Genomic DNA, 26596 nt, shown 5'->3' with positions numbered 1-26596 from the left:
CAATGGCGCGCCCCGTCGGGGCGCGCCATTGTTGTTTTCAGCTAAAAGTCGATTCAGTCGGCCACGAGCTCCAGTGCCAGCTCGGTCCGGACCACCTGCGCCAGGCGTTCGGCTACGGCCTGGGCTGTCTCCTGCGACGCGGCCTCCACCATGACGCGAACCACCGGCTCCGTGCCGGAGGGGCGCAGCAGCACACGGCCTGTGTCGCCGAGTTCGGCTTCGGCGGCGACTACGGCCGCTGCAACGGCTTCGTCGCCCTTGACCCGGGTGCGGTCCACGCCCTTGACGTTGATCAGGACCTGCGGGAGCTTGGTCATCACCGTGGCCAGGTCCTTCAGCGGACGGCCGGTGAGTGCCACTTGAGCGGCAATCTGCAGGCCGGTGAGGACGCCGTCGCCCGTAGTAGCGTGGTCCGCAAAGATCACGTGTCCGGACTGCTCGCCGCCGAGGTTGTAGCCGCCTTCGCGCATCCCCTCCAAGACGTAGCGGTCGCCGACGCCGGTTTCGCGCAGGCTGATGCCGGCCTCGCGGAGCGCGATCTTGAGTCCAAGGTTGCTCATGACGGTAGCGACGAGGACGTCGTCGTTGAGCTTGCCGGACGCCTTGAGTGCCACGGCAAGGATGGCCATGATCTCGTCGCCGTCCACTTCGCCGCCCTCGTGGTCCACTGCCAGGCAGCGGTCCGCGTCGCCGTCGTGCGCAATCCCCAGATCGGCCCCGTGCTCCAGCACTGCCTGCTTCAGCGGTCCCAAATGGGTGGAGCCCACGCCGTCGTTGATGTTCAGGCCGTCGGGTTCCGCCCCAATGAGGATGACTTCAGCGCCGGCGTCCTTGAAGACCCGGGGCGAACAGCCGCTCGCCGCGCCGTGGGCGCAGTCCAGCACCACCTTGAGACCGTCCAGGCGGTGCGGGAGGGAGCCGAGCAGATGGACGATGTAGCGGTCCTCGGCGTCGGAGAAGCGCTGGATCCGGCCCACCTCTCCCCCGACCGGGCGGAAAGGCTCCTTGCCGAGCTGTTCCTCGATGGCGTCTTCCACAGCGTCCGGGAGTTTCTGGCCGCCGCGGGCAAAGAACTTGATGCCGTTATCCGGGGCGGGGTTGTGCGACGCGGAGATCATCACGCCGAAGTCGGCATCCAAGTCTGCCACCAGGTAGGCCGCTGCCGGAGTCGGGAGCACGCCGGCGTCGTAAACGTCGATCCCGGAGCTCGAGAGCCCCGCCTCCACGGCTGCCGCGATGAACTCACCGCTGGCGCGCGGGTCCCGCGCAACAACGGCACGGGGCCGCGTTCCGTTGGTATTGCGCTCATGGCCAAGCACGACGGCGGCGGCCTGAGCCAACTGCAACGCCAGCTCGGCCGTCAACAGGCCGTTCGCCAGGCCCCGGACACCATCTGTTCCAAATAATCTAGACATCGGACCAAGTTTAGACGATCAAGCGGGCGGATCCTGTGCCGAGCCGCCGGACCGCCTCGCGGCGCCGCCCGTATGCCTGTGTTGCCGCTGTTTAAACGGCGAAAGCCCGCCCCGCCACAAAGGGCGGAACGGGCTTCCGTAGAGGCGTTTTTGGCGCCCGCAAGCGGGTTTAGCGCTTGGAGTACTGCTGAGCCTTACGGGCCTTCTTGAGACCAGCCTTCTTGCGCTCGATGACGCGTGCGTCGCGGCGCAGGTAACCGGCCTTCTTCAGGGTGGCGCGGTTGTTGTCGACGTCGATCTCGTTCAAAGAACGGGCGATGCCGAGGCGCAGCGCGCCGGCCTGGCCGGAGATGCCGCCACCGTGGATGCGGGCGATAACGTCGTAGGCGCCTTCGAGATCAAGGATCTTGAAGGGCTCGTTGACGTCCTGCTGGTGCAGCTTGTTCGGGAAGTAGTTCGCCAGTTCGCGGCCATTGATGGTCCACTTGCCGGAGCCCGGTACAACGCGAACGCGTGCAACAGCTTCCTTGCGACGGCCAACTGCAGCGCCGGCGACGGTCAGTGCCGGGCGTTCCTTCTTCGGCGCTGCTGCTTCTGCAGCACCGCTTTCCGAGGTGTAGCTGGTCAGGTTTTCCTCAGCCTCAACGGCTTCGGTGGTCAGTTCTTCGTTCTGAGCCACGATTCTCCTTGATTAAAAGTTGGTTGGTGGCCAGGACTACTGGGCGACCTGGGTGATTTCGAAAGTCTTGGGCTGCTGGGCGGCGTGGGGGTGCTCGGCACCCTTGTAAACCTTGAGCTTGCCCAGCTGCTGTGCAGCGAGGGAGTTCTTCGGGAGCATGCCCTTGATGGCCTTCTCCACGGCGCGGACCGGGTTGGATTCCAGCAGTTCCGCGTAGTTGACGGAGGTCAGGCCGCCCGGGTAGCCGGAGTGGCGGTATGCGCGCTTCTGCTCCAGCTTGGCGCCGGTGAGGGCAACCTTCTCAGCGTTGATGATGATGACGAAGTCGCCCATGTCCATGTGGGACGCAAAGGTGGCCTTGTGCTTGCCGCGCAGCAGGATTGCGGTCTGGCTGGCAAGACGACCAAGGACAACGTCGGTGGCGTCAATGACGTGCCACTGGCGGTTGATATCGCCGGGCTTCGGGGTGTACGTACGCACGGTGTTTGCCTCGTTCTTGTTCTGGCGTTCTTGTTTTAGGCGTCACACGAAGGTGCACCTACTATCTATGCGCTACCGGAACAGAGGTGAGGGCTCTATGTAACCAGTCGTCCTGAAGTCTCGAATGTGCACGTTGGGTAGTCATCCTGCAACCGGATTCCCAAGCGGGCACGCATCATCGAGAAGGACACGCACAACGACTACCAAGAATAGCGGAAGACGTGTCGCTGGGTCAAAATGGGGTGTCCGGATGCATCTAGCCCGCCCCGGCCCGCCGCATCCTTGGAGGAAACGTGTTCGACACTGCCGCCGCAGGCTCCGCATCCGCGTTGTCTATTGTCGGGATCGGGCTGGCCGGCATGTGCCTGGGGCTCATCGCCGACGCCCTCGTCCGGCGGGGGCTCCCCCGGCTGGCCGGCGACGCCTCGTGGCGCGCGGGGATCACGACGGCGGCGGCCACCTTTATCCTCTCGGCCCTGCTGGCGTGGCGCTTCGGTGCCACCGCCGAACTTCCCGCCTACGTATTACTTGGCATATTCGCCGTTCCCTTGGCGCGCATCGACATAGTGCACCATTTATTGCCGAACCGGCTTGTTGGACCCCTGCTCGGCGCGGGCTTTGCCCTCTTGGGGTCCGCCGCACTGGCCGCGGGAGCTGCCGGCGACCTGATTCGCGGAGCCGCCGGGTCCGTAATCTTGTTCTTTTTTTACCTGGTTTTGGCCATGACCAGCAGAAACGGCCTCGGAATGGGTGACGTGAAGCTCGCGGCACCACTTGGGCTGTACTTGGGCTACCTAGGCTGGACGCAACTGTTCTATGGCGGAGCCCTGGCGTTCGTCGCGGGGGGCCTCGCGTCCGCCGTCCTGATAGCGAAAAACCGCGGAAACAAGCCCCAAGAGGTGGCCTACGGCCCCTCGATGCTGGCAGCAGGACTCGCGGTCATCCTGTTACTTCCGTAACTCCTGCCACTGCCGCACCTCTGACCGCATTAGTAAGCGTGCGTATCAAAACAGGTAGTCGCCGCTTAGTCGCCGCATCGAACTGAGTACACATTCAAATGGGCCTAGGTAATGCCCTTGATTCGTGCCGAAAAACTCGAGTAACCCGATGCATTGCTGTGCCGTTAATCGCCGTGCCACTGTTGTGCCAACGGAACTCCAGGGGTTAGCAAAAGGGGATTTGCTGGAATTTCGTTTCACATTCACAACTCTGGAAAAGGACAAATTCAAATGACTGGTCTCATGGTCTCAATGCTCGCATTTGTAGCCGGCGTCAAGGACAAGCTCGCATCGGAAAAGGGCGCCACCGCGACGGAATACTCGCTGCTGGTCGCTTTCATCGCTTTCCTGGTCATCGGCGGCGCCACCTTCTTCGGCAACTCGCTCAGCGCTTGGTTCACCAACCTCGGCGGCACTGTCACCGGCTGGACGGTCCCGGCGGGGGGCTAATCGGACAAGGCTTCGGTTTCGGTCGGATAAGCCTCCCGACCGCTGGTCTCAGCAACATCAGATGTGCCGCGTCCGTGCACCGCGGACGCGGCACATTTCTTTCCATCCTTAGCTGCAAATATCCCTGGGGGGATCCAATGAAGCGCAGCAAGTCAAAGGCACCCGGCAAGGGCGTCGAAGGGCGCGAGCGGGGTGCCGCCGCCGTCGAATTTGGTCTCGTGGCTCCCATCCTGCTGCTCCTCGTGGGCGGGATCGTCGAATTCTCGCACCTGTACAATCTTCAGATTTCGGTCACACAGGCCGCCCGGGAGGCTGCCCGGACTATGGCAGTAGAGCAAGACGACACCGCGGCGATAGCCGCCGGCATTGCCGGCGCGCCGGGACTCGATCCCGGTTCTTTCGGCTTCAATTTCACCGGCGTATGTTCGGGGACACCTGGCAACGCGGCCGTTACCGTCACGTACACCGCCGGCGCCCTGACCGGGCTGCTCGGCGCGAGCCTCACCCTTGAGGGCGAAGGGTCAATGCGATGCGGCGGCTGAGTCGCGTTGCGGACAAGGAGCGGGGTGCCACGGGCGTCCTGGTCGCGGTGATGATGTTGGTCCTGATCGGTGCCGGGGCGATGGCCGTGGACGTGGGCCAGATCTACGCCGAACGCGCGCAGTTGCAGAACGCAGCCGATGCCGGAGCGATGGCAGCCGCACAGCAGTGCCACAGCACACCGACCGAGTGCTCGGCAAAGGCCCTCGTCTGGGCCCAGGACATGACCGGCGGAAATTCCAACGACGGCGCCACGACAGTTGACTCGGTGGATCTCTCCGTTCCGAACCAGGTGACCGTGGTGACGTCCACCCTCAATGGGACCAGCGGCGCCGGTTTCCTTACCAAGATGTTCGCCAGCGCTCTGAACGCCCCGCCGGTGACGGTGGGCGCACGTGCCACCGCGGTGATCGAGCCGCTTGGCGGCGCAACCGCCTTCCCTCTGGCCATTTCCGACTGCCAATACGACCTCTCCGGAGCTGAGGACACCGGCGACATCCAGTTGATCAAGTACAAGCCCGGCAGCGGAACCTGCACGTCCACCTCGGGCCACGTCATCCCCGGCGGCTTCGGCTGGCTTGACCACACCGGTGGTCCTTGCCTGGCCGCGACCGATGCTGATGACACTGTTCCGACGGACACCGGTGCGAACTACCCCGGCGCTTGCGATGCAACCGTCACTGCGTGGAAAAACACGATTGCATCCGGCGGAACCGTAGAAGCCACGTTCCCCGTCTACGACGACGCCGGGGGAACGGGTCATGGCGGCTGGTTCCACATCCGGGGGTACGCCACCTTCCGGCTCATCGGCTGGGCATTTTCGGGCGGCGGATCGCCGGAGGTCTTTCGGGCAACGATGCCCTGGGTGGGAGTTCCCGCCAACGCATGCACCGGAAGTTGCAGGGGCATTATCGGACAGTTTGTGAAATTCGAATCCATTGATTCCGCCGGTGGATCCGGGGGGACCGGATCGGACCTCGGATCCGTTGATATTCGACTCATCAAATAGGTAATTTCAAAGGGGTAAGAAAATGAAAACACGCCTGCTGGGAGGCATCGCCGCATTACTTGTGGCAATTATCGGAACCGTGCTACTCGTCTCATACGTTCAAAACGCGGATAAGCGCGCATTGGCCGGCACGGAAACAGAAACCATCTACGTGGTGCAGAAGGCAATTCCGGCCGGAGCTGCCGCTGAGGAGATCGCGTCCTCGGTCACAAAGAAGTCCGTTCCGAAGGTCGCGTTGGCTGAACACAACGTCACTGATCTGGCAACGCTGGGGTCCAAGGTTGCGGCGGTAGCGCTGGTTCCGGGTGAACAACTGCTGTCCACCCGGATGGTCGAAGAGAAGTCCTTCCTCGGTCCGTCAAGGATCCAGGTTCCCACCGGGCTTCAGGAACTCACCCTGAAGTTGCCCATTGAACGCGTGGCCGGAGGTAAAGTCACCGCCGGCGACACAGTGGGCGTCTTCCTTTCGCTGGAAGAAGCCACCGACGGAAAGACTGGTACCAAGTCGAGCAAGACGCAGCTAAGTTTCCACAAGGTACTGGTGACAGCAGCACAGTTCAGCAACGGTACTGCAGCGCAGACCGGCGAATCCGCCACCGCGTCGGGAACCAGCCAAGTATCGTCCACGACGGCTTCCAAGGCACAAACCGACGAAACCTACCTCATCACCATCGCCAGGAACTCGGCAGACGCCGAACGGATTGTCTTCGCCGCGGAGTTCGGCAAGGTATACCTTTCCAAGGAGCCCAGCGATGCAACTGAAGCCGGGGCATCCTACGTTGACACCACAAGGTTGTTCCGATGAGCCGCTACGTACTCATCACGCCCAACGGTGACTTTGAACGGCTGGTCCGGCTTGCTACAGCCGGCATGCACGGCTCGCTCCAGGTGTTCCAGAGCGACCACCTTCCTGACGGCCCCGGGGACGTTCTCCGCCAAATGGTGGGAGAGCCTCCCGAGGTCCTGATCCTGGGTCCAGGCATCTCGGTCGACGGCTCGCTGAAACTCGCGTCAGTCGTGGACCTTCAGTATCCCGAGATCAGCGTCATCCTAGCGGCTCCTTCCACCCCGGAGACCGTACTGCAGGCGATGCGCGTCGGCGTCCGCGACCTCTTGGACCCGGGCGCCGACCCGGACACGATCCGCGTCATGCTGGAACGGGCAAGCCTCGCGGCAGCGGGCCGCAGGAGAGGGCTGGCACCCCAGGCCTCGGAGCATGTGGACAACGGCGGGGGCGGCCGGATCATCGCCGTGATGTCGCCCAAGGGCGGCGTCGGCAAGACGACGGTAGCCACCAACCTTGCAGTCGGGCTCGGCAAGACAGCACCGATGAGCGTCGTCATTGTCGACCTCGATCTCCAGTTCGGGGACGTCGCCAGCGGTCTGCTGCTGGAGCCGGAGTTCACCCTCACCGACGCAGTACTTGGTGCCGCCAGCCAGGATTCCATGGTCCTTAAGACCTATTTGACGGTCCACCCGGCCGGCATCTACGCCTTGTGCGCCCCACGCTCCCCCGTAGAGATGGACCGGATCACGGCCGCTCACGTTTCGCACCTTTTGGAACAGCTCCGGCAGGAGTTCCGGTACATCGTGGTGGACACGGCACCCGGTCTGGGCGAGCACGTCCTGGCCACGCTCGAACAGGCCACGGACGCGGTGTGGATTTGCGGAATGGACGTCCCGAGCATCAGGGGCCTGCGGACCGGCTTCCAGATCCTCGAGGAGCTCGCGCTGGTTCCGGAACAACGCCACATCGTCCTGAACATGGCCGACCGCCGCGCCGGTCTGAGCTTGCAGGACGTGGAAGCCACCATCGGGGCGCCCGTTGACGTGGTGTTGCCACGCTCCAAAAGCCTCCCGTTCTCCACGAACAAAGGCGTTCCCGTTCTCCAGGAGGGCAACCGGGATCCCGCGTCCAAGGGTCTTCGGCGGTTGGTCGACCGGTTCAAGCCCGATTGGGAAGCCAGACCGCACAAGCAACTGCACAGAAGGGCGGTATTCCAGTGAGCCTCACAGACCGACTCCAGCAATTGCGCGGAGGAGCCGAGCCCGCCCCATCCCTGGACAAAGCACCGGCGCAGCCAGACGCGTCCCGGTTCCAGGCAGCACCGGCAACCCTTGGCCGGATCCTGGAGGCCAAGGAAGCAGCCGAACTGCAGACCGACCCCGTCGAAGTCCAGCAGACAGCGTCCGTCGCCAGCGAAGCACTCAACGCCCTCAAGGAACGCGCCAGCCAAGCACTCTTCGAACGGCTTGGCGGCCGGATCACTGACTCCTCGATCGAGGAGGCAGAACTCCATCAGTCGGTCAAGGACGAGCTCAAGGCGGTCCTTGAGGAGGAACAAATTCCGCTCACGGCGCTGGAGAGGCAACGCCTGATCCGCGAAATCACGGACGACGTCCTGGGGCACGGACCGATTCAGCGGTTCCTGGATGACCCGGCCGTCACAGAGGTCATGGTCAACCGTTTCGACCAGATCTATGTTGAACGCGCAGGGCAGCTCCACCTGACGGACACGAAATTCACCTCTGATGAAGCGTTGCGCCGAGTCATCGAACGGATTGTGTCGCGCATAGGACGTCGCATCGATGAATCTTCGCCCCTCGTGGATGCCCGGCTGGCCGACGGTTCACGCGTCAACGCCATCATTCCGCCCCTCGCGGTGAATGGCCCGGCGTTGACGATCCGAAAATTCGGCCGGGATCCCCTGACAGCACAAAACCTGATCAGCATGGGCAGCCTCTCCCCCGAGATGGCCGAACTGCTTCAGGCCTGCGTACTGGCAAGGATGAACATCATTGTTTCCGGTGGTACCGGCACGGGCAAGACGACCCTCTTGAACGTGCTCTCCTCCTTCATCCCCGCCACGGACCGGATTGTCACCATCGAGGATGCCGTGGAGCTCCAGCTCCAGCAGGACCACGTGGTCCGGCTGGAGAGCCGGCCACAGAACATAGAGGGCAAGGGCGAAGTCTCTATCCGTGACCTGGTGCGCAACTCGTTGCGTATGCGGCCGGATCGGATCGTTGTCGGCGAGGTCCGCGGCGGCGAGTGCCTGGACATGTTGCAGGCCATGAATACGGGCCACGACGGATCCATCTCCACTGTGCATGCTAATTCGCCCCGCGATGCCATTGCCCGGCTCGAAACGCTCGTGCTCATGGCAGGAATGGACCTTCCGCTCCGGGCGGTCCGCGAGCAGGTCGCCTCGGCGGTGAACGTCATTGTCCACATTTCCAGGCTCCGTGACGGCACTCGACGCGTAACCCACATCACCGAAGTCCAGGGCATGGAAGGCGACATCGTCACGCTGCAGGACGCCTTCGTCTTCGACTATTCAGCAGGAGTCGACGAGAACGGACGCTTTCTCGGCAAACCTGTACCCACCGGCGTCCGCCCGCGGTTCACGGATCGTTTTGCAGAACTCGGGATCGCCATTTCCCCGGCTGTGTTCGGCGCCGCCCAGCCCGTCAGGGGGCGGTAGCGATGCTTCCCGAACTTTCACCCATGTCCTTCGTTGCCGGCCTGTTGTTGGTCTATGCAGCATTGGCCATCACTGTCGCCATCGTTTTCAGGTCCCGGCAAGTGGAGCTCTCCCGCCGCCGTCCCGACTTCGCAGAGATCCATTCTTCGAACCTGACTAAGCTCACGGACCAGGCCGTGCAGACCCTGAACAAGGGGGTCCGTCGCAATGGCTCCGGGCCCCTCAGCCGGGACAAGCTGGAAGAGGCAGGCCTCAAGAAACAGCCGGGTGACTATCTGCTAATGGCCGGTGCCGTGACCTTCGTCGCCGTCGTCTTGGGCTTCCTCCTGGGTGGCCCGGGCTTGGCCGTCGTCACGCTGGTCCTCACTCCCCTTGGCCTCATCGTTTTCCTTAATCTGTTGGTCGCCAGGCGGCGCAAGAAGTTCGATGAACAGGTACCCGATACCCTGCAGATGTTCGCAGGAGGGCTGCGGGCCGGGCACAGCTTGCTGCGTTCTGTTGACGCTGCCGCCCAGGAGAACGAAGCGCCGATGACGGAGGAACTGAACCGGGTCGTGAATGAGACCAGGATCGGGCGGGACCTCGGTGATTCACTGAACGATGTCGCTCGCCGGACTGCCAACGAGGATTTCGGCGCCATTGCCAGGGCCATTGATATTCACCGGGAAGTCGGCGGAGACCTGGCCCAGGTGCTAGACAATGTGGGCGAGACCATTAGGGATCGAAACCAGATCCGAGGTCAGATCCGGGCGCTCAGTGCGGAGGGCAAGATGTCTGCGGTCGTGCTGATGGCCCTTCCCATCGTGATGTTCACGATGCTGACCCTCTTCAACTCCCTCTACCAGCAGGTCTTCCTCGCCACGCTCCCGGGCTATCTGATGATCGCGGCTGCCTTGGTGTTCCTCACCGGGGGCGGCTTCTGGCTCAGTCGAATTATCAAGCCGAAGTTCTGAGAAAGGAGAGAGCCGTGCAAACTATTGCCTATGCCGCCATCCTGGCGGTCGTCCTCCCAATCTCCGTCATGACGTGGCTCGCGTTCACGGGAGATCGAGCGGGACTGAGGAATATCCAGTCCAATCTGGGGCGGAGTCCCAACGCCGGTGGATCCACCCTCACGGCCAATGAACAGCTCGCAGCACTGACCAAGAAGGCGATGCCTCAGGGCTATGCCGCCTGGCTGGACAAGCAGCTCGCTGGTGCCGGCCGTCCCAAGGACTGGCCGCTGGCCCGGGTGGTTATGGTGAAACCTATGCTTGCGTTGGCCGGAGCCATGATGGGCATCTTCGTTGTTGCTTCCGGGCCCACACCCCCGAAAGTGCTGCTGATGGTGGGGATCACGGCGTTGGCCTACTTCCTGCCCGACATACTGATCCGGAACTACGCACAAAAGCGCCGCCAGGCCATCAAGCTTGAGCTTCCCAACGTCTTGGACCAAATGCTGATCTCTGTCCAGGCCGGCCTCGGCTTTGAGTCCGCGATGGCTCGAGCCGGGCAGAACGGCCAGGGGCCGCTGGCCGACGAGCTGATCAGAACCCTGCAGGACATCCAGGTGGGCCGCTCCCGCAAAGAAGCCTACTTGGCGATGGCACAGCGCGTTGACGTCCCGGATCTGAGGTCCTTCGTCCGGGCCGTAGTCCAGGCAGACACCTACGGCATCGCCATCGCCAAGGTGCTCGAGTCGCAAGCGAAGGATATGCGCGTCAAGCGCCGCCAGCGGGCCGAAGAACACGCCATGAAAATGCCCGTGAAGATGTTGTTTCCGCTCATCTTCTTCATCCTTCCCACGCTCTTCATCGTGGTGCTTGGACCCACTGTGCTCAGCATCATCGAAGTCTTCGCCAACCAATAATTGGCAGTCCCTGCTTTGGGACTGCCCCACAGACCGGACCCCCTTGGACCCCAGAGCCAAGGGGGTCCTCCTGCGTGTCCAGCAGTTCGCTGTGGACCAGCGCAGAATCTGCGCAGGGAATGTACAGGAAACGTGCAGTTCGGGAAGCCTTGGCACAGGATGCGTCAAGGTCGATTCCTCGGCGTGTCGCCCGTTGCTAAGTTCCTCTCAGTGCTGGTGCAGGGCCAGCCTCCCAACTCGCTCAGGAGTCACCCATGCGTTCCTTTTTCTCCAACCTCGCAACCCGCCTTCGCCGCGACCAGCGCGGCGCCACCGCCGTCGAATACGGCATCATGGTCTCGCTCATCGCCGTCGTGATCATCATCGCCGTGACCCTTTTGGGCGGAACATTGACCGACACCTTCACCCAGGTCCAGTGCTCCGTTAGCGGCGGCACCTACACGGCCGGTGCAGACGCCGGCGGGGGAACTTGCGCCCCGTAAGCACCGCAGCCCAGGCACTGCGCTTCGGTCAATGACTGTGTGGTGGCGACATCGAGCCGCCACCACACAGTTCACTCTGAACCCGACTCCAAACAGGAAGGCGGTCCCCCATGTCCAAAACAACGGAACGGGGCGCCGTTGCGGTAGAGTTCGCCCTTCTGGCACCGGTCCTGGTGATGCTGCTGCTCGGCATCACGGAGTTCGGCCGGGCTTACAACACGCAAGTCACCCTCTCCAGCGCAGCCCGCGAAGGAGTCCGGGTCATGGCAATCAGCAACAATGCCACCGCGGCCCGAACGGCGGCGAAGAACTCAGCCCCGGCACTGAAACCGGTGCTATCCGACACCAACATCACAATCACCCCCGCCACGTGCACCACCGGGGCTCAAGTTACGTTCAGGATCACGTATTCGCTCGCCACGATGACCGGCATTGCAGGCCCATTCACCATGGAGGGCAGAGGAGTCATGCTGTGCGGAGGCTAGGAATGACACCCGCCGACGGCGAACGCGGCGCCATCAGCGTCATGGTCGCAATCCTCATGGTGACCTTGCTCGGCTTCACCGCTCTGGCGGTCGATGCCGGGATGCTGTACGCCGAAAGGACCCAACTGCGCAATGGCGCCGACTCCGCGGCCCTGGCCATTGCGCAAAAATGTGCCCGGAACATCGACGACGCCGACTGCTCCACGACGTCCGCTCTGGCCCGCGGCCTCGCGAACAGCAACGCCGGCGACGGCGCGAGCAATATTGCGGACCTCGCACTGGACAAAGCGTCAGGCACGGTGAAAGTGACAGCCGGAGCGCAGGAGGCCGGGAAGGAGCCCAACCACGTTTCCCTCTTCTTCGCCCGGGCAATGGGTTTCAACGACGCCGCCGTAACGGCCGGCGCCACGGTGCAGTGGGGCCGGCCGGTGGCGGGCCCGACGGCGTTCCCCATCGCCTTCTCTGTTTGCCAAGTGAAGTTTCACGTCGACGGCGGCATGCAATTGCTAGTGAGCCACGGCAGCAAGACCGAGACGTCTTGCAACTACGGGCCGTCTGGAGCTGCTGTCCCGGGTGGCTTCGGGTGGCTGACGCGCACATCGGGAACGTGCGCAGGAATCGTCAATGCCTCGGCTTGGGCCCCCAGCGATCCCGGTAACAGCTATCCCGACGTCTGCGACGACCAATTGCGGGCCTGGGCAGCAGACATCACAGCAGGAAAGGACGTCACTGTCCTACTCCCGATCTTTGATCTGGTAGATGGAACCGGTTCCAGCACCAAATACAAACTCACTTCCTTTGCGGCCTTCAAAGTCAAAGGTTGGAGCTTCAACGGCAATACTTTCCCCCGGACGTTTCACAACAAGCCTCCTTACGTTCCTCCCGCACTGGCCTGCGACGGCAGCTGCACCGGCGTCATCGGGAGCTTCATCCGTTACGTCTCCCTAGACAACGCCTTCACTTTGGGAACGCCGGAGGACTTCGGCGTCGGCGTCGTCAAGCTCACGCAATAGCACCCACCGTCGCCACACCCGAACCCTAAATTCAGGAGCAGTCTTTGAAGTCACGCTTGTTGGCCGGAGTCGCCGCCCTAGTCTTGGCGATCGTCGGTGCCCTCCTCGTGGTCAGCTACGCGCAGGGTGCCGACACCAGGGCCGTGCAGGGACTGGACCCGGTCGCCGTCCTCGTGGTGAAGAAGGCTGTGCCTGCGGGGACCCCGGTGGAAGCGCTGAAGACCTTTGTGTCCAGCGAGGAACTTCCCGGCAAGGCTGTCACCGAGTCGGCGCTGAAGAACCTCGATGGCCTCGCCGGAAAGGTCACCGCCGTCGAGCTGCTCCCGGGCGAGCAGCTCGTAGCCGAGCGGCTGATCGCACCGGAAGAGCTCAAAGCCAGCGGATCGGTGGAAGTCCCCAAGGGGCTGCAGGAGGTTTCCTTCCAGCTTGAACCCCAGCGCGTGGTCGGCGGCCGGATCGCTCCGGGCGACCACGTCGGCATTTTCATTAACTTGAAGACCGGCGGCCTCGAAGCCAAGCCGGAGAAGGAAACGACGCAGCTGACCATCCACAAAGTCCTCGTGACCGCCGTGCAGCGGGCTCCCGTTCCCACTCCGTCACCGCAGCCGACAGCGGACGGCTCGGCACCCCCGGCCGAGGACATGTCCCTCCCCACCGGGTCCCTCATGTTGACCGTTGCCGTGAACGACGTGAATGCCACAAAGATCATCTATGCCGCGGAATTCGCAACCCTCTGGCTGAGCAAGGAACCGCTCAACGCGACGGACAGCGGCCGACCAGGAATCATGACGAAACCGGAGGTCTACAAGTGAGCCGCTTTGTGCTGATCACCCCGAACACCGACTTCGACTCCCGCGTCCGGCAGGCCCTGGCCGGCGGGCTTCCGGGCGGGCTGCAGACCTTCGCGTTCGTCAACCCGGCGGACCCCGGCGAACTGTTCGCGAACCTCAACCAGGAGCGCCCCGAGGTGCTGATCCTGGGGCCGGACATCCCGGTGGAGGACGCCCTGCGGCTCGCCACGGTCTTTGATGTGCAGCTGCCGGAGCTCAGTGTGGTCCTGGTGGGCGACCCGGACCCCGCCTTTGTCCTGCTCGCCATGCGCGCGGGCATCCGGGACATCCTCAGCCCGGAGTCGGATCCGGCCCAGATCCGGATGCTGCTGGAGCGGGCCTGCCAGTCGTATGCGAGCCGGAACCGGACGGCCGCCGTCCACCAGGCCGAGGGCCCCAAAGGACTGGTCGTGGGGGTCTTCTCCCCCAAGGGCGGGGTCGGCAAAACCACCATCGCCACCAACATCGCCATCGGCCTGGGCAAGGTCGCGCCGATGGGCGTCGTTATCGTCGACCTGGATCTGCAGTTCGGGGATGTGGCGTCGGGTCTGTACCTCAATCCCGAGCACACCGTGACGGACGCGGTCTCGGCCGCCGCCAGCAACGACTCGCTGGTCCTCAAGGCGTTCCTGACTGTGCACCCCGGAAACATTTACGCCCTCTGCGCGCCGCGGAGCCCGGAGGAGGCCGACGACATCACCCCGCAGCAGGTCTCCCGGCTCCTGGAACAACTCGCGGAACAGTTCCAGTACGTCGTGGTGGACACCGCCCCCGGCCTCCCCGAGGTGGGGCTGGCCGCCATGGAACAGTGCACCGACGTCGTCTGGGTCACCGCCATGGACGTCCCGAGCATCCGCGGGCTGCGCTCCGGGCTCGGCATCCTCCGCCGGCTGGACCTGCTCCCGGAGACCCGGCATGTGGTCCTGAACATGGCCGATGCCAAGTCCGGGCTCAGCGTCCAGGACGTCGAAGCCACCATCGGCGCACCCGTGGATGTCAGCATCCCCCGCTCCAAAGCCGTCGCGTTCTCCACCAACCGCGGCATCCCGGTCCTGCAGGACGGCCGCAAAGACCCGGCCGTCAAGGGACTCAAGCAACTGGTGTCCCGGTTCGATCCTGCGTGGCGCGCCACGGCGCAAAAGAAGCTGCACCGCCGGGTGGTGGTCTGAGTGAAGCTCTCCGAACGGCTCCGCACGGCCGAGGGCACCCCGCCCCCGGCCGCCGCGCCGGCGCCGAAGCCCGAGCGCACCCAACCACCCTCCCGGGCGGAGCCGACGGCGCCGCTCGCCGCCGTCGTCGAACTCCGGAAGCCCTCCGCAGTTGCCGCAGCGGCGACAGAACCGGCCGAGGGGTACCGGGCCAGGGCCCAGCAGCCGGTGGACGTGTTCGCAGCGCTCAAGGAGCGCGCCGCGACCGCGCTGTTCGAGCGAATGGGCACCCGGTTCAACGATTCCGCCGTCAAGGAGGACGAACTGCGCACCTCCGCGCGGGAGGAACTGATCCGGATCATCGACGCCGAGCAGGTACCGCTCTCCGCCGACGAACGCTCCCGCCTCGTCCAGGACGTCGCCGACGACGTGCTGGGCTACGGCCCCCTGCAGCGCCTCCTGGACGATCCCGCCGTCACGGAAATCATGGTCAACTGCATGGACCAGATCTACGTCGAGCGGCACGGCAAGCTGACGCTGACCGAATCGCGTTTCAGCTCCGAAGACCACCTGCGCAAGGTGATTGAGCGGATTGTTTCCAAGGTGGGCCGCCGGATCGACGAGTCCTCCCCGCTGGTGGACGCACGGCTCGAGGACGGTTCCCGCGTCAACGCCGTGATCCCCCCGCTCGCCGTGGGCGGGTCCTCGCTGACCATCAGGAAGTTCAGCAAGGTGCCGCTGACTGTGCGGAACCTCATCGAGTTTGGCACCCTGACACCGGAGATGGCCGAACTGCTGAACGCTTGTGTGAAGGCGAAGCTGAACATCATCGTCTCCGGCGGCACCGGCACCGGCAAGACCACCCTGCTCAACGTGCTTTCCTCCTTCCTGCCCGACGACGAGAGGATCGTCACCATCGAGGACGCAGTCGAACTGCAGATCCAGCAGCGCCACGTGGTCCGGCTCGAAAGCCGCCCGCCCAACACCGAGGGCAAGGGCGAAGTGACCATCCGTGAACTGCTCCGCAACTCCCTGCGTATGCGCCCCGACCGGATCGTGGTGGGCGAGGTCCGCGGCGGCGAGTCCCTGGACATGCTCCAGGCCATGAACACCGGCCACGACGGGTCCCTCTCGACGGTCCACTCGAACTCCCCCCGGGACGCCGTCGCCCGCCTGGAAACCCTGGTGCTGATGGCCGGCATGGACCTGCCGCTGCGGGCCATCCGCGAGCAGATCGCCTCAGCCGTGAACCTGATCGTCCAGATTTCCCGGCTCCGCGACGGCACCCGCCGGATCACCCACGTCACGGAGGTCCAAGGCATGGAAGGGGACATCGTGACGCTTCAGGACGCCTTTGTCTTCGACTATTCAGCCGGCGTCGACCCCCACGGCCGCTTCCTGGGCAAACCGGTTCCCACCGGCATCCGCCCGCGCTTTATTGACCGCTTCGAGGATCTGGGCATCCACGTCTCCCCCGCCGTGTTTGCCGCCCCGCTGACCGCAGCCGGACGGATGTGAGCCCCGGATGACCCTGTTGCCTATCGGAGTTGGGCTGCTGTTCACGGCGGTGCTGTTGCTCGGCTACGCGCTGCTGGCCACGGGCGGAACCGGTGTGCCCCTGGACCGGCGCAGGCCGGTCCAGCACCAGCCCGACTCACAGCTGACCCGGTTCGCCGGCTCCGCAGTGAACCTGGTGGACGGATTCTTCGCCCAACGAAAAGTCCGGCTCTTCAACCGGGAAACCCTGGAAAACGCCGGGCTGCGGATGAGCCAGGCCGACTTTTTTGTCCTGGTGCTGGCCGGCGCCCTGGTCGGAGCGCTGGCCGGCCTGGTGGTGGCCGGGCCGCTGCTGGCGGTTGTCTTCGTGCTGCTGTCCCCGCTGGCGGGGCATCTTGTGCTCGGCTTCCTGGCCGGCAAACGCCGGAACACCTTCGACCAGCAGCTCGGCGATACCCTCCAGCTCCTGGCCGGCGGCCTGCGGGCAGGGCACAGCATCCTGCGGGCCATTGACGCCGCCGCCACCGAATCGCTGAGTCCGACGTCAGAGGAGATGCGCCGGGTGGTCACGGAAACCAGCCTGGGCCGGGACCTGCAGTCCTCCCTCAATGACACCGCCGAGCGGATGCGGAACGAGGACTTCGTCTGGATCGCCCAGGCCATCCAGATCAACCGCGAAGTCGGCGGAAACCTGGCCGAGGTGCTGGACCAGGTGAATGAAACCATCCGCGAGCGCAGCGAAATCAAGGGCCACATCAAGTCCCTCGCCGCCGAGGGAAAGTTCTCCGCCTACATCCTGATGGCCATGCCCATCGGGATCGTGGTCATGCTGATGCTGGTCAACCCCGGCTACATGAACGTGATGTTCACCAATCCGCTGGGCTGGGGCATGATCGGGGCGTCCGTCATCCTGATGACGATCGGCGGCTTGTGGATGCGCAAGATCATCGACCTGAAGTTCTGAGGCGGCCGTGAACTCCCTTGTCCTGCTTTCCGTGCTGTTGGTCTCCGTTCCGCTGGGGTACCTGGTGTGGTCGCTGTTGTCCGTTGACCGCCCCTCCCAGCGGGCCATCCGCACGATGCTTGCCCTCGGCTCGGACGCCGCCGGGCATACGGAGCAGAACCAGAGCAGGCTGCTGGAGCGGCTCGGCTACCGGCTGACGCCCGCCGGGTACGTGCGCAGGCTCGACAAGCTGCTGTCGCTCGCCGGACGTCCCGCTTCGCTGCCGCTGGGACGGGTCCTGGCGGCGAAGCCGCTGCTGGGGATCGTGGGCGCCGCGCTCGGCTTCTACATCAGTTCCAGCGGTCCGACGCCGATCATCAAGCTGGTGGGCGTTTTTGTAGTACTGCTGGGCTATTTCATCCCCGACCTGCTGCTGTACAGCAAGGGCCAGGAGCGGCAGAAAATTATGCAGCTGGAACTCGCCAACACCCTCGACCAGATGCTCATCTCCGTGGAGGCGGGCCTGGGTTTCGAGGGAGCCATGGCCCGGGCGGGCGAGAACGGCAAAGGGCCACTCGCCGAGGAACTCGTGCGGACGCTGCAGGACATGCAGGTGGGCCGGAGCCGCCGCGAGTCGTATCTGGCGTTGTCCGAGCGGACGAACATCCCGGAGCTGCGCAGCTTCGTCCAGGCGGTGGTGCAGGCAGACACCTATGGCATCGCCATCAGCCGGGTGCTCCGGATCCAGGCGAAGGTGATGCGGGTCAAGCGCCGGCAGCGGGCCGAGGAAAAGGCCATGAAGCTGCCCGTGACCATCCTGTTCCCGTTGCTTTTCTTCATCTTCCCGGTGCTCTTTATTGCCGTCCTGGGCCCCGCCGTCATCAACGCGATTGACACGTTCAGCGGCCAATAGCGCCGCCGTCGCCGGAATGCCACAAGTTTTCCGCAGGATCACCCGGAGTGCGGGGTCTCGGCCGTGACAGGAAGTACCGTGGTCGCATGTCCTTTCTCAGTGCCCCCGACGGCGGCGACGCCAACACCGCTTTCGCCCCCGCAGCCGCCGGCGGATCAGGGCTTGCCGTCCCTGACGCAGCCCCGCTTGTGGACCCCGCGGCACTGCAGGACCTGGGTGTGCAGCTGGAAAGCCCGTCGGTCGCCAAGGGGTTCGCCCGGGACTACGCCAAGATGTGGGACCAGCGCTACAACGCGCTGGCGTCGGCGCTGGACCGCCGGGACCAGGCCGGCTCCCTGGAGGCGGTGCTGAGCCTGAAAACGTCCTCGGCCATGGTGGGCGGCGTGCAGCTCGCCCGGCTTGCCGGGGAGCTGGAGGCGGCGGTCCGCGGCGGCGACATGGACCGGGCCGGCACACTGCTGGGCGAGGTGGCCGAGAGCGGCAGCGAAACGGTGGATGAGCTGCAGTACAGCTACATTCTCTGGGAGAGCTAGTCCCGCTCCGGGGCGAGCCGGTATCCCACGCCGCGGATCGTCTGAAGCCAGCGCGGCTGCAGGGGATCCTCGCGCAGCTTCCGCCGCAGGTTTCCGATATGCACTTCGACAGCGCGTTCGTCGGATTCGCCGATGTACGCATCCGCCCTGTAGTACTCGCCCCGCACCACGCGGACCAGGTCCGTCTTGGACCGGACGGCGCCGGCCCCCTTGAGCAAGGCATGCAGCAGGTCGAACTCGCTGCGGGTCAGGCTGACGGGCGCACCATCGACCGTCACAGTGCGGCTGTCCGGGTTCAGGGCCAGCCCGTTGTGGCGGAGCACGGAGTCCCGCGGCGGGGCGGCGGACTCCGCGGCAACTGCCGGCTGGGCAACACCGCTGATGGTGTCCTGGCGGGGGCGCCGCATCATGGCAGCCACCCGGGCGCGCAGCTCGCGGGGGCGGAACGGCTTCGTCATAAAATCATCGGCCCCGGTGTGCAGCGCCGTGAGCGTGTCCAGCTCGTCAGTGCGGGCCGTCAACATCACCACATAGGCATCGCTGAACTGGCGGATCCGGCGGAGGACTTCGAAGCCGTCGATGTCAGGGAGCCCCACGTCCAGGGTGACTACGTTGGCCTCCAGACGCCGGACAGCGTCCACACCTTCGCGGCCTTCCCCGGCCGAATGGACTTCGAATCCCGCCTGGCTCAGCACGGCTTCGACAAGGTTGCGAACGTCTACGTCGTCTTCAACTACGACGGCGACTCCAAGGTCGGTCATGGCCCCCCTCACATCTGGTCCTGCTCCACTCGCCAACGCGGGTGCGCCGGCAGGGATCATCGCCCGGCCCCCACCCGGCATTGCCAGAATACCTATGCCGGGGGAAAAACCCGGTTACGGCGCAGTAACAGAAGGCAGAATACTCAACTTTGTGTCAAGTTTATGTGACAACAGGTGTAAAACTGGAGCAGGAAGGGAGCGCGGCTTCAGTGAGTGAACAGCAGCACGTCCGGCGTGCGGACGGTTTCGGCAAGGCCTTGGGTCCGCGCGCGTGGGTGGTGCGACACCTCCCATTGGCACTGGCGGTTGCTGCCGGGCTGGCGGCTGCTGCGGGGCTGGCGGCTGCTGCGGGGCTGGCGGCTGCCGTCGGCTGGCCGGGCCTCCTCGAGGCCCCGGGGCTGACCGCCGCTGTGGTGCTCGCGGCGGGCGTCACCCTTTCCGCTTCTTTCGCCCTGAGCCTTGCCCGGGCACGGCTGCGCGAGGAACAGCGCCGGACCGGCGCCAAGGAAGCGGAGCTGCAGGCACTGCTCGCGGACAGCCGGGAGCGCGAACGCCTGCTTAACACGATCCTGGACACTGTCGACGTCGGTATTGTTGCGGTCGACGCCGCCGGCCGGCGTCTGCTGACCAACAGCTGGCAGTCGGAACTTGAAAAGTCTGCGGCGCCCGCGGGTGCCGCACACGAGACCGGGGAGGCCCAACTCCTGCTCACCGGCCAGGATCAGGCCACTCCGCTCTCCCTCGAACGCCGTCCCATCCGGCGGGCCGCGTCCGGCGAGTCCTTCGCGGACTACCTCGTGCGCTTCGGCGAGGCACCGGGCTGCCGGGTGGTTTCAACCGGCGCACGCCCGCTGCGGGATGATGTTGGCGGCTTCCGGGGCGCCGTCGTTGTGTTCAACGAGGTCACGGGGCTGGTCGATGCCCTGGCCGTCAAGGACGACGTCGTCTCCACCGTCTCCCACGAGTTCCGGACCCCGTTGACCTCGATCATAGGCAACCTGGACCTGGCGCTTGGTGACTCTGCCGAGCTCTCCACCACCACCGTGCGCCGGATCGAGGTGGCGCAACGCAACGCGGAGCGGCTGCTGGCCCTCGTCTCGGACCTGTTGATGTCCGCCAACTCCACTGTGCACGTCCACCCCCGCCGGACCGACTTGTCCAGCTTGGTCGAAGCCAGCCTGGGCTCGGCTCAGGCCCACGCCCAGGCCTCCCGGGTTGCGCTCTCCATGGACCTTCCCGCCCCGCTCTGGGCCCATGTTGATCCGTTGCGGATCGGCCAGGCCCTCGACAACCTCGTTTCCAACGCCATCAAGTATTCCCCCGACGGCGGCACTGTGCGTGTCTCCGCCAGCACGGCCGGCGAACGGGTGCTGCTGCACGTGGCGGATGACGGCATGGGGATGACGGCTGCCGACGCCGCACGGGTCTTCACCCGGTTCTTCCGCAGCCCGGCGGTCCGCGAGGGCTCCATTCCCGGTGCCGGGCTGGGCCTGTCCATCACCAAGGCGATCGTGGAACGGCATGGCGGTTCGATTTCCTGCAGCTCGCGGCCCGGCCGCGGGAGTACCTTCACCGTGGAGCTCCCCGCGGAGGCGGCCCCGCCGGCCTTCTAGCACCCTGGTCCGGGCGGTTGGTACTGGCGCCGGATTACTGGCGCCGGGCGCGCGTCAGCTCGGCCCTGGCCAGCAGCCCGCTGGCCGACGGGTAGGCCACCTCTTCCAGGACCAGCGGATGCGGGGCGGCGAGCACGGATCTGGCGTCCCGCTGCCGGGCGAGCAGCCGTTCGTGCAGCCAGCCCGGCTTCTCGACGCCGGCACCGACATACAGCGCCGAGCCGACCAGCGAGCGGACCATGTTGTGGCAGAACGCATCGGCCTGGACAGTGGCCACCAGGACGCCGTCGGCGCCACGGGAAAACTCGAAGCGCTGCAGCTCCCGGATGGTCGTGGCGCCTTCCCGTGGCTTGCAGTAGGAGCGGAAATCCTGGAGTCCCAGCAGCTGCGACGCGCCCTCGTTGAGCAGCCCGACGTCCAGCTGGTCCTTGTGCCACAGCGTCGACGTGCGGCCCAGGGGGTCCCAGCGGGCCTGGCCGTCCGCGATCCGGTAGCTGTAGCGGCGCCAGAGCGCGGAGAACCGGGCGTCGAAGCCAACGGGTGCGATGGAAACGCGGTGGACTTCAATGGCCCCGGTAAGGTCTCCGAGCCCGCGGCTGAGAGCACCGCGGAGGCGCCGCAGCAGCGCCACCGACGGGTCCAGCTCCACGCCGCGGTTCAGTCCCAGCCACTCCGCCTCGCTGAGGTCCACGTGGACCACCTGCCCGCGGGCGTGCACACCGGCGTCGGTCCGTCCGGCGACGGTGACCCTGATGGGCCGGCGGATCAGCAGCGCCAGGGCCTCTTCCAATGCGCCCTGAACGGTGCGCCGGCCGGGCTGGACAGCCCACCCGTTGAAGGGTCCGCCGTCGTACGCAAGATCAAGCCGGATACGCAGAAACCCGCCGCCCCCTGTAACGGGGGCCGCGGGTTTCTGGTGGTTCATAGACTTAAGTCTATGCGAAGAAATCAGCGAATTACTTCGCGTCCTTCTCGGCCTTGGCGTCTGCTTCCTCAGCGGCCGGAGCCTCTTCGGTAGCTGCTTCAGTCTCGGCAGCTTCAGCGGCCGGAGCCTCTTCGGTTTCAGCAGCTTCGGTCTCGGCAACCGGAGCAGCTTCTGCCTTGTCAGCGTCCTTCTTGTCAGCATCGCGCTTGGCGGCGGACGTAGCCTCGGCTACAACTGCCTGCTTAGCGGAAACCGGTTCGAGAACCAGTTCGATGACAGCCATGGGAGCGTTGTCGCCCTTGCGGTTGCCGATCTTGGTGATGCGGGTGTAGCCGCCGTTGCGGTTCTCCACTGCCTGTGCAATATCGGTGAACAGCTCGTGGACGACGCCCTTGTTGCTGATCAGGCCGAGCACACGACGGCGGGAAGCCAGGTCGCCACGCTTGGCGAAAGTCACCAGACGCTCGGCGTAGGGCTTCAGTCGCTTGGCCTTGGTCACCGTGGTGGTGATCCGCTTGTGCTCGAACAGTGCGGCGGACAGGTTCGCGAGCATAAGACGCTCGTGAGCCGCTCCGCCTCCGAGGCGCGGACCCTTAGCGGGGGTAGGCATAATAGTTTCTCCTCATATGGAAGCCGTTGGGCTGCGCACACCGTGGTGCATCAGCCCGCGGGCCAAGATCTGTTTGTTAGAGCTCGTCGTCGCTGAAAGCGGCGTCGTCCTCTTCAATTGCTGCGGCGCGTGCTGCGAGGTCAAAACCGGGAGGCGAGTCCTTGAGGGACAGGCCCAGTTCAACCAGCTTTGCCTTGACCTCATCGATGGACTTCGCACCGAAGTTACGGATGTCCATGAGGTCGGCCTCGGAGCGGGCCACGAGTTCACCCACGGTGTGGATGCCCTCACGCTTGAGGCAGTTGTAGGAACGGACAGTGAGGTCCAGATCCTCGATCGGCAGGGCCATGTCCGCTGCCAGGGCAGCGTCCGTCGGCGACGGGCCAATCTCGATACCTTCAGCTGCGGTGTTCAGCTCGCGGGCCAGACCGAACAGTTCCACCAGGGTGGTACCTGCCGACGCAACGGCATCGCGCGGAGCGATGGCCTGCTTGGTCTCGACGTCGACAATGAGCTTGTCGAAGTCAGTGCGCTGCTCAACACGGGTAGCTTCCACGCGGAAAGTAACCTTTAGGACCGGCGAGTAGATCGAGTCGACCGGAATGCGGCCGATCTCGGAGTCGCCGGACTTGTTCTGAGCTGCCGAAACGTAGCCGCGGCCGCGCTCGATGGTCAGTTCGAGTTCGAACTTGCCCTTCGAGTTCAGCGTGGCAATGTGCAGATCCGGGTTGTGGAATTCGACGCCGGCCGGCGGAGCAATGTCCGCGGCGGTGACGACTCCCGGGCCCTGCTTGCGCAGGTAAGCAACAACCGGCTCGTCGTGCTCGGAGGAAACCGACAGGTTCTTGATGTTCAGGATGATCTCAGTGACATCTTCCTTGACACCCGGAACCGTGGTGAACTCGTGCAGCACGCCATCGATCCGGATGCTCGTGACAGAGGCACCGGGGATGGAGGAGAGCAGGGTACGGCGGAGGGAGTTTCCGAGGGTGTAACCGAAACCGGGCTCCAGCGGTTCAATGATGAAACGGGAGCGGTTGTCGGAGACGACCTCTTCGGAGAGGGTGGGGCGCTGTGCAATGAGCACTTAGGTTTCCTTTCGGCGAGCATCCGCTATATGACGCAACACAGGTGGTGGAAAGATCGGTCTGAAGACTTAACGCCGCCGGGCCTGCCCGGACCCGAGAGGGTCCGGGCAAGCACCGGTGCGTTGGAAAGCCTTAGACGCGGCGGCGCTTCGGCGGACGGCAGCCGTTGTGGGCGCTGGGGGTGACATCCTGGATGGACCCAACCTCGAGGCCAGCGGCCTGCAGCGAACGGATAGCCGTTTCGCGTCCGGAACCCGGTCCCTTGACGAATACGTCGACCTTGCGCATACCGTGCTCCTGTGCACGCTTTGCGGCGGCTTCGGCGGCCATCTGGGCTGCGAACGGGGTGGACTTACGTGAGCCCTTGAAACCAACCTCACCGGACGAAGCCCAGGAGATGACAGCACCGTTCGGGTCCGTGATGGACACGATGGTGTTGTTAAAGGTGCTCTTGATGTGCGCCTGGCCCAGCGCGATATTCTTCTTGTCCTTCTTACGCGGCTTGCGAACCGCGCCACGAGTCTTCGGGGGCATTTTTTCTCCTACAGAAAGTTATCGGGGGAAGCCGAGTTAGTCCCTCAGGGACTAGCGCGTCTTCTTCTTGCCTGCGACGGTGCGCTTCGGACCCTTGCGGGTACGCGCGTTGGTCTTCGTGCGCTGTCCGCGTACGGGCAGGCCCTTACGGTGGCGAATACCTTCGTAGCTGCCGATTTCAACCTTGCGGCGGATATCTGCTGCTACTTCGCGGCGAAGGTCACCCTCAACCTTGTAGTTGCCTTCAATGTAGTCACGCAGCTGGACGAGCTCGGCGTCGGACAGGTCCTTGACCCGAACGTCCGCGCTGATGCCGGTGGCAGCCAGGGTTTCGTGTGCACGGGTCTTGCCCACGCCGTAGATGTAAGTAAGCGCAATTTCCAGCCGCTTTTCGCGGGGAATGTCTACGCCAGCGAGACGAGCCATAGTGGCAGTGCTCCTTGAATAAACCGGAGGTCGTAGGCAGTACACCCGCACGATCCGTACGGCCCCAGCCTCCGACCGGGGGTTAGCTGTCCGGACTCGTTAGTGCTCAATGTCCCAGATCAGCTTGTGCTGCCTTTATTTACTTGCGTGGGTTAGCAACCCAGGATTTCCCGAGAGGGAAATTAGCCCTGGCGCTGCTTGTGGCGCGGGTTCTCGCAGATCACCATGACCCGGCCATTACGGCGGATCACTTTGCACTTTTCGCAGATCTGCTTGACGCTCGGCTTGACCTTCATGGCATTCCTTTGCGTGTTGCAGTTGGTCAGCTGGACCGGCCTTCGGCTGTTGCTCTGGCCGCCCAGTGTTTATTTGTAGCGGTAGACGATACGACCACGTGTCAGGTCGTACGGGCTCAGCTCCACCACTACCCGGTCCTCAGGGAGAATCCTGATGTAGTGCTGGCGCATCTTTCCAGAGATGTGTGCCAGAACGATGTGCTTGTTGGTGAGCTCAACGCGAAACATCGCGTTGGGCAGCGCCTCGGTCACAACGCCCTCGATCTCAATGACCCCGTCCTTCTTGGCCATACCCTCCGCTAACTGTTGTTTGCCGCAGCCCTCTGGCTTGCACCGGAAATGACCGCGGACGTTTTTGATTGATTGGCTGATGCCTCCCGGCCACAAAAGGGCACAACAGGGCAGACAACCAACAGACAACACTACGCCATTACGGCCCGAATGTTAAATCCAGCAATCGTAGCGCACTCAGCGGCCGTATGCACCAAATTCGCCCGCTGGCGTGCTCACGGACTCCGCGCAGCCGATCCCGTCAAGGATGGCGAGCCGCACGACGTCCGCTGCCGCACTCTGCAGCGTGATAAGACTCACCTGCCGGGCGGCCTCGCTGCTGCGGTCCAGCGCGAGCGCGCCGGTGGCGAGGCAAAAGACGGTGTCCCCGTCCGCCAGGGTGTGGCTGGGATCCAGCGCCCGGGCCAGGCCGGCGTGGGCAGCCGACGCCGTGCGCTTGCATTCGGCCTTGTCCAAGATGGCGTTCGTGGCGACGACGACGAGGGTCGTGTTGAGCGCGGGCGGCTGCGGCACCTCGCCTGGCGCGGTGGCCGTGGCGGCTTCCGCCGCCTCGGCCGAAACCCTCGGCGTGCTCGCTCGTTCCTCGCTTAGACGCACGCTGCCGGGTTCCCCCCGCGCCGGCGATGTGCCAAATGGCAGTCCCAGCGCGTTGACTACGGCCAGCGCTCCTACGACGACGCCGTTTTCCAGGGTGATGGAGGCTGTGCCTACTCCCCCTTTGTATTTTCCTCTGCCGATGAGGGCTCCGGTGCCTGCTCCTACGTTGCCGCGTTCGACGTCGTGCTGGATCTTGCGGGCGGCGGCGCCTGCCGTGGCTGCGTAGCCCATGGCCGCGTCCGGGCGGGCGGCGAAGTCGCCGCCGCGGCCGAGGTCGAAGATCGCTGCGGCCGGAACGATCGGGACCACACCGCCGGTCACGGCGAACCCCCGGCCGTTCTCCTCGCACCAGCGCTGGGCGCCGTGCGCCGCAGCGAGGCCGAACGCGCTTCCCCCTGTGAGGACCACGGCGTCCACGGTGCGGGTCAGGGTGGTCGGGTCGAGGGCGTCGGTCTCGTGCGTACCCGGACCGCCTCCCCGGACATCGACGGACCCCACCGTCCCCGCAGGAGGCAGCACCACCGTCACCCCGCTCAGCCAGCCATCGCCCGTCCGGCCGGCGTGGCCCACTCTCAGTCCCGGCACGTCCGTAATCGCAGTCATGGGACCATTGTGCGCCCTCGCGGCGGATACCCTCTCGCGATACGACAAATCCCTAGCGCTGCCGTGCTCCTGCGTCGCCAGGGATTTCTCGTGTCGCAGGGCA

General features: G+C 64.7%; 31 protein-coding genes. 19 read left to right on the top strand and 12 right to left on the bottom strand.

Annotation, left to right across the window (positions count from 1 at the left end):
• Positions 1 to 53 precede the first annotated feature (53 nt).
• From glmM to rplM, 3 genes are all read right to left on the bottom strand, one after another.
• The gene (gene glmM, locus ASE96_RS02245; RefSeq protein WP_056425339.1) at positions 54 to 1415 is read right to left on the bottom strand and encodes a phosphoglucosamine mutase; all 1362 of its coding nucleotides are present in this window, start codon (positions 1413 to 1415) and stop codon (positions 54 to 56) included.
• A 169-nt stretch (positions 1416 to 1584) separates the two neighbouring features.
• The gene (rpsI, locus tag ASE96_RS02240; protein WP_056425334.1) at positions 1585 to 2094 is read right to left on the bottom strand and encodes a 30S ribosomal protein S9; all 510 of its coding nucleotides are present in this window, start codon (positions 2092 to 2094) and stop codon (positions 1585 to 1587) included.
• A 36-nt stretch (positions 2095 to 2130) separates the two neighbouring features.
• Positions 2131 to 2574 carry a 50S ribosomal protein L13 gene (gene rplM / locus ASE96_RS02235; RefSeq protein WP_056425332.1) on the bottom strand — a complete coding sequence of 148 codons (444 nt, stop codon included), beginning with the start codon at positions 2572 to 2574 and terminating at the stop codon, positions 2131 to 2133.
• 293 nt (positions 2575 to 2867) lie between these two features.
• Between rplM and ASE96_RS02230 the strand changes: the two genes are divergently transcribed.
• From ASE96_RS02230 to ASE96_RS02145, 18 genes are all read left to right on the top strand, one after another.
• Positions 2868 to 3533 (top strand): prepilin peptidase, encoded by a 666-nt coding sequence (locus tag ASE96_RS02230; RefSeq protein ID WP_235500075.1) that lies wholly within the window; start codon positions 2868 to 2870, stop codon positions 3531 to 3533.
• Between the two features lie 270 nt (positions 3534 to 3803).
• The gene (locus ASE96_RS02225) at positions 3804 to 4022 is read left to right on the top strand and encodes a Flp family type IVb pilin (RefSeq protein ID WP_056425330.1); all 219 of its coding nucleotides are present in this window, start codon (positions 3804 to 3806) and stop codon (positions 4020 to 4022) included.
• Between the two features lie 137 nt (positions 4023 to 4159).
• Positions 4160 to 4564, top strand: a complete 405-nt coding sequence (locus ASE96_RS02220; protein ID WP_056425325.1) for a TadE/TadG family type IV pilus assembly protein — start codon at positions 4160 to 4162, stop codon at positions 4562 to 4564.
• Positions 4552 to 5571: a pilus assembly protein TadG-related protein gene (locus ASE96_RS02215; RefSeq protein ID WP_056425322.1), complete on the top strand. Its 1020-nt coding sequence runs from the start codon at positions 4552 to 4554 to the stop codon at positions 5569 to 5571. Before ASE96_RS02220 ends, ASE96_RS02215 begins: the two co-directional genes overlap by 13 nt.
• A gap of 22 nt (positions 5572 to 5593) precedes the next feature.
• Positions 5594 to 6376, top strand: a complete 783-nt coding sequence (gene cpaB, locus ASE96_RS02210) for a Flp pilus assembly protein CpaB (protein ID WP_056425319.1) — start codon at positions 5594 to 5596, stop codon at positions 6374 to 6376.
• On the top strand, positions 6373 to 7578 hold the full coding sequence (locus ASE96_RS02205; RefSeq protein WP_056425316.1) for an AAA family ATPase: 1206 nt from the start codon (positions 6373 to 6375) through the stop codon (positions 7576 to 7578). The genes cpaB (ASE96_RS02210) and ASE96_RS02205 overlap by 4 nt, the downstream gene beginning before the upstream one ends.
• A gap of 146 nt (positions 7579 to 7724) precedes the next feature.
• Complete coding sequence (locus ASE96_RS02200) at positions 7725 to 9056, top strand: CpaF family protein (protein WP_235500110.1); 1332 nt, start codon at positions 7725 to 7727, stop codon at positions 9054 to 9056.
• A gap of 23 nt (positions 9057 to 9079) precedes the next feature.
• Complete coding sequence (locus ASE96_RS02195; RefSeq protein ID WP_235500074.1) at positions 9080 to 10009, top strand: type II secretion system F family protein; 930 nt, start codon at positions 9080 to 9082, stop codon at positions 10007 to 10009.
• Positions 10010 to 10023: 14 nt separating this feature from the next.
• Positions 10024 to 10905, top strand: coding sequence for a type II secretion system F family protein (locus ASE96_RS02190; protein ID WP_056425306.1), 882 nt, complete (start codon positions 10024 to 10026; stop codon positions 10903 to 10905).
• Positions 10906 to 11159: 254 nt separating this feature from the next.
• Positions 11160 to 11387: a Flp family type IVb pilin gene (locus ASE96_RS02185; protein ID WP_056425303.1), complete on the top strand. Its 228-nt coding sequence runs from the start codon at positions 11160 to 11162 to the stop codon at positions 11385 to 11387.
• A 110-nt stretch (positions 11388 to 11497) separates the two neighbouring features.
• Complete coding sequence (locus ASE96_RS02180; RefSeq protein WP_056425300.1) at positions 11498 to 11872, top strand: TadE/TadG family type IV pilus assembly protein; 375 nt, start codon at positions 11498 to 11500, stop codon at positions 11870 to 11872.
• Positions 11873 to 11874: 2 nt separating this feature from the next.
• Positions 11875 to 12885 (top strand): Tad domain-containing protein, encoded by a 1011-nt coding sequence (locus ASE96_RS02175; protein ID WP_235500072.1) that lies wholly within the window; start codon positions 11875 to 11877, stop codon positions 12883 to 12885.
• Between the two features lie 44 nt (positions 12886 to 12929).
• Positions 12930 to 13697: a Flp pilus assembly protein CpaB gene (gene cpaB / locus ASE96_RS02170; RefSeq protein WP_056425294.1), complete on the top strand. Its 768-nt coding sequence runs from the start codon at positions 12930 to 12932 to the stop codon at positions 13695 to 13697.
• Positions 13694 to 14884, top strand: coding sequence for an AAA family ATPase (locus ASE96_RS02165; protein ID WP_056425290.1), 1191 nt, complete (start codon positions 13694 to 13696; stop codon positions 14882 to 14884). The genes cpaB (ASE96_RS02170) and ASE96_RS02165 overlap by 4 nt, the downstream gene beginning before the upstream one ends.
• Positions 14885 to 16381, top strand: a complete 1497-nt coding sequence (locus ASE96_RS02160; RefSeq protein ID WP_056425287.1) for a CpaF family protein — start codon at positions 14885 to 14887, stop codon at positions 16379 to 16381.
• Between the two features lie 7 nt (positions 16382 to 16388).
• The gene (locus tag ASE96_RS02155) at positions 16389 to 17324 is read left to right on the top strand and encodes a type II secretion system F family protein (RefSeq protein ID WP_056425284.1); all 936 of its coding nucleotides are present in this window, start codon (positions 16389 to 16391) and stop codon (positions 17322 to 17324) included.
• 7 nt (positions 17325 to 17331) lie between these two features.
• The gene (locus ASE96_RS02150; RefSeq protein ID WP_056425282.1) at positions 17332 to 18216 is read left to right on the top strand and encodes a type II secretion system F family protein; all 885 of its coding nucleotides are present in this window, start codon (positions 17332 to 17334) and stop codon (positions 18214 to 18216) included.
• An 86-nt stretch (positions 18217 to 18302) separates the two neighbouring features.
• Complete coding sequence (locus tag ASE96_RS02145) at positions 18303 to 18749, top strand: Hpt domain-containing protein (protein WP_235500071.1); 447 nt, start codon at positions 18303 to 18305, stop codon at positions 18747 to 18749.
• Here ASE96_RS02145 and ASE96_RS02140 read toward each other — a convergent pair.
• Positions 18746 to 19510 carry a response regulator transcription factor gene (locus ASE96_RS02140; RefSeq protein WP_056425280.1) on the bottom strand — a complete coding sequence of 255 codons (765 nt, stop codon included), beginning with the start codon at positions 19508 to 19510 and terminating at the stop codon, positions 18746 to 18748. The two genes, ASE96_RS02145 and ASE96_RS02140, sit on opposite strands and share 4 nt — an antisense overlap.
• Before the next feature lie 209 nt (positions 19511 to 19719).
• Between ASE96_RS02140 and ASE96_RS02135 the strand changes: the two genes are divergently transcribed.
• A complete protein-coding gene (locus tag ASE96_RS02135; RefSeq protein WP_235500070.1) occupies positions 19720 to 21123 on the top strand; it encodes a sensor histidine kinase in 1404 nt (467 codons plus the stop codon).
• A 34-nt stretch (positions 21124 to 21157) separates the two neighbouring features.
• On the opposite strand, the gene ASE96_RS02130 is transcribed toward ASE96_RS02135, so the two are convergent.
• The 8 genes from ASE96_RS02130 to ASE96_RS02095 form a co-directional block, all read right to left on the bottom strand.
• Positions 21158 to 22048 (bottom strand): tRNA pseudouridine synthase A, encoded by an 891-nt coding sequence (locus ASE96_RS02130; protein WP_056425275.1) that lies wholly within the window; start codon positions 22046 to 22048, stop codon positions 21158 to 21160.
• A gap of 31 nt (positions 22049 to 22079) precedes the next feature.
• Positions 22080 to 22658 carry a 50S ribosomal protein L17 gene (gene rplQ, locus ASE96_RS02125; protein ID WP_056425271.1) on the bottom strand — a complete coding sequence of 193 codons (579 nt, stop codon included), beginning with the start codon at positions 22656 to 22658 and terminating at the stop codon, positions 22080 to 22082.
• 76 nt (positions 22659 to 22734) lie between these two features.
• Positions 22735 to 23745: a DNA-directed RNA polymerase subunit alpha gene (locus ASE96_RS02120; RefSeq protein ID WP_024366109.1), complete on the bottom strand. Its 1011-nt coding sequence runs from the start codon at positions 23743 to 23745 to the stop codon at positions 22735 to 22737.
• Positions 23746 to 23878: 133 nt separating this feature from the next.
• The gene (rpsK, locus tag ASE96_RS02115; RefSeq protein WP_018773682.1) at positions 23879 to 24280 is read right to left on the bottom strand and encodes a 30S ribosomal protein S11; all 402 of its coding nucleotides are present in this window, start codon (positions 24278 to 24280) and stop codon (positions 23879 to 23881) included.
• A 51-nt stretch (positions 24281 to 24331) separates the two neighbouring features.
• A complete protein-coding gene (rpsM, locus tag ASE96_RS02110; protein ID WP_024366110.1) occupies positions 24332 to 24706 on the bottom strand; it encodes a 30S ribosomal protein S13 in 375 nt (124 codons plus the stop codon).
• A 182-nt stretch (positions 24707 to 24888) separates the two neighbouring features.
• Positions 24889 to 25002, bottom strand: coding sequence for a 50S ribosomal protein L36 (rpmJ, locus tag ASE96_RS02105; protein WP_009358722.1), 114 nt, complete (start codon positions 25000 to 25002; stop codon positions 24889 to 24891).
• Between the two features lie 69 nt (positions 25003 to 25071).
• Positions 25072 to 25293, bottom strand: a complete 222-nt coding sequence (infA, locus tag ASE96_RS02100; RefSeq protein ID WP_009358723.1) for a translation initiation factor IF-1 — start codon at positions 25291 to 25293, stop codon at positions 25072 to 25074.
• A 177-nt stretch (positions 25294 to 25470) separates the two neighbouring features.
• On the bottom strand, positions 25471 to 26493 hold the full coding sequence (locus ASE96_RS02095) for a P1 family peptidase (protein ID WP_056425268.1): 1023 nt from the start codon (positions 26491 to 26493) through the stop codon (positions 25471 to 25473).
• Between the last annotated feature and the right edge of the window lie 103 nt (positions 26494 to 26596).

The organism is Arthrobacter sp. Leaf69, assembly GCF_001422645.1.
In the GTDB taxonomy this organism is placed as follows: Bacteria; Actinomycetota; Actinomycetes; order Actinomycetales; family Micrococcaceae; genus Arthrobacter.
The sequence above is the reverse complement of the archived record's forward strand: the minus strand, read 5'-3'. Positions and strand labels throughout refer to the sequence as shown.

Excerpts from the sequence above, each read along its gene's own strand:
- glmM (WP_056425339.1), bottom strand. The coding sequence starts at position 1,415 with ATGTCTAGATTATTTGGAACAGATGGTGTCCGGGGCCTGGCGAACGGC.
- ASE96_RS02225 (WP_056425330.1), top strand. The coding sequence starts at position 3,804 with ATGACTGGTCTCATGGTCTCAATGCTCGCATTTGTAGCCGGCGTCAAG.
- ASE96_RS02220 (WP_056425325.1), top strand. The coding sequence starts at position 4,160 with ATGAAGCGCAGCAAGTCAAAGGCACCCGGCAAGGGCGTCGAAGGGCGC.
- ASE96_RS02215 (WP_056425322.1), top strand. The coding sequence starts at position 4,552 with ATGCGGCGGCTGAGTCGCGTTGCGGACAAGGAGCGGGGTGCCACGGGC.
- cpaB (WP_056425319.1), top strand. The coding sequence starts at position 5,594 with ATGAAAACACGCCTGCTGGGAGGCATCGCCGCATTACTTGTGGCAATT.
- ASE96_RS02205 (WP_056425316.1), top strand. The coding sequence starts at position 6,373 with ATGAGCCGCTACGTACTCATCACGCCCAACGGTGACTTTGAACGGCTG.
- ASE96_RS02195 (WP_235500074.1), top strand. The coding sequence starts at position 9,080 with ATGTCCTTCGTTGCCGGCCTGTTGTTGGTCTATGCAGCATTGGCCATC.
- ASE96_RS02185 (WP_056425303.1), top strand. The coding sequence starts at position 11,160 with ATGCGTTCCTTTTTCTCCAACCTCGCAACCCGCCTTCGCCGCGACCAG.
- ASE96_RS02180 (WP_056425300.1), top strand. The coding sequence starts at position 11,498 with ATGTCCAAAACAACGGAACGGGGCGCCGTTGCGGTAGAGTTCGCCCTT.
- ASE96_RS02175 (WP_235500072.1), top strand. The coding sequence starts at position 11,875 with ATGACACCCGCCGACGGCGAACGCGGCGCCATCAGCGTCATGGTCGCA.
- ASE96_RS02155 (WP_056425284.1), top strand. The coding sequence starts at position 16,389 with ATGACCCTGTTGCCTATCGGAGTTGGGCTGCTGTTCACGGCGGTGCTG.
- ASE96_RS02145 (WP_235500071.1), top strand. The coding sequence starts at position 18,303 with ATGTCCTTTCTCAGTGCCCCCGACGGCGGCGACGCCAACACCGCTTTC.
- ASE96_RS02140 (WP_056425280.1), bottom strand. The coding sequence starts at position 19,510 with ATGACCGACCTTGGAGTCGCCGTCGTAGTTGAAGACGACGTAGACGTT.
- ASE96_RS02130 (WP_056425275.1), bottom strand. The coding sequence starts at position 22,048 with ATGAACCACCAGAAACCCGCGGCCCCCGTTACAGGGGGCGGCGGGTTT.
- rplQ (WP_056425271.1), bottom strand. The coding sequence starts at position 22,658 with ATGCCTACCCCCGCTAAGGGTCCGCGCCTCGGAGGCGGAGCGGCTCAC.
- rpsK (WP_018773682.1), bottom strand. The coding sequence starts at position 24,280 with ATGCCCCCGAAGACTCGTGGCGCGGTTCGCAAGCCGCGTAAGAAGGAC.
- rpsM (WP_024366110.1), bottom strand. The coding sequence starts at position 24,706 with ATGGCTCGTCTCGCTGGCGTAGACATTCCCCGCGAAAAGCGGCTGGAA.
- rpmJ (WP_009358722.1), bottom strand. The coding sequence starts at position 25,002 with ATGAAGGTCAAGCCGAGCGTCAAGCAGATCTGCGAAAAGTGCAAAGTG.
- infA (WP_009358723.1), bottom strand. The coding sequence starts at position 25,293 with ATGGCCAAGAAGGACGGGGTCATTGAGATCGAGGGCGTTGTGACCGAG.
- ASE96_RS02095 (WP_056425268.1), bottom strand. The coding sequence starts at position 26,493 with ATGACTGCGATTACGGACGTGCCGGGACTGAGAGTGGGCCACGCCGGC.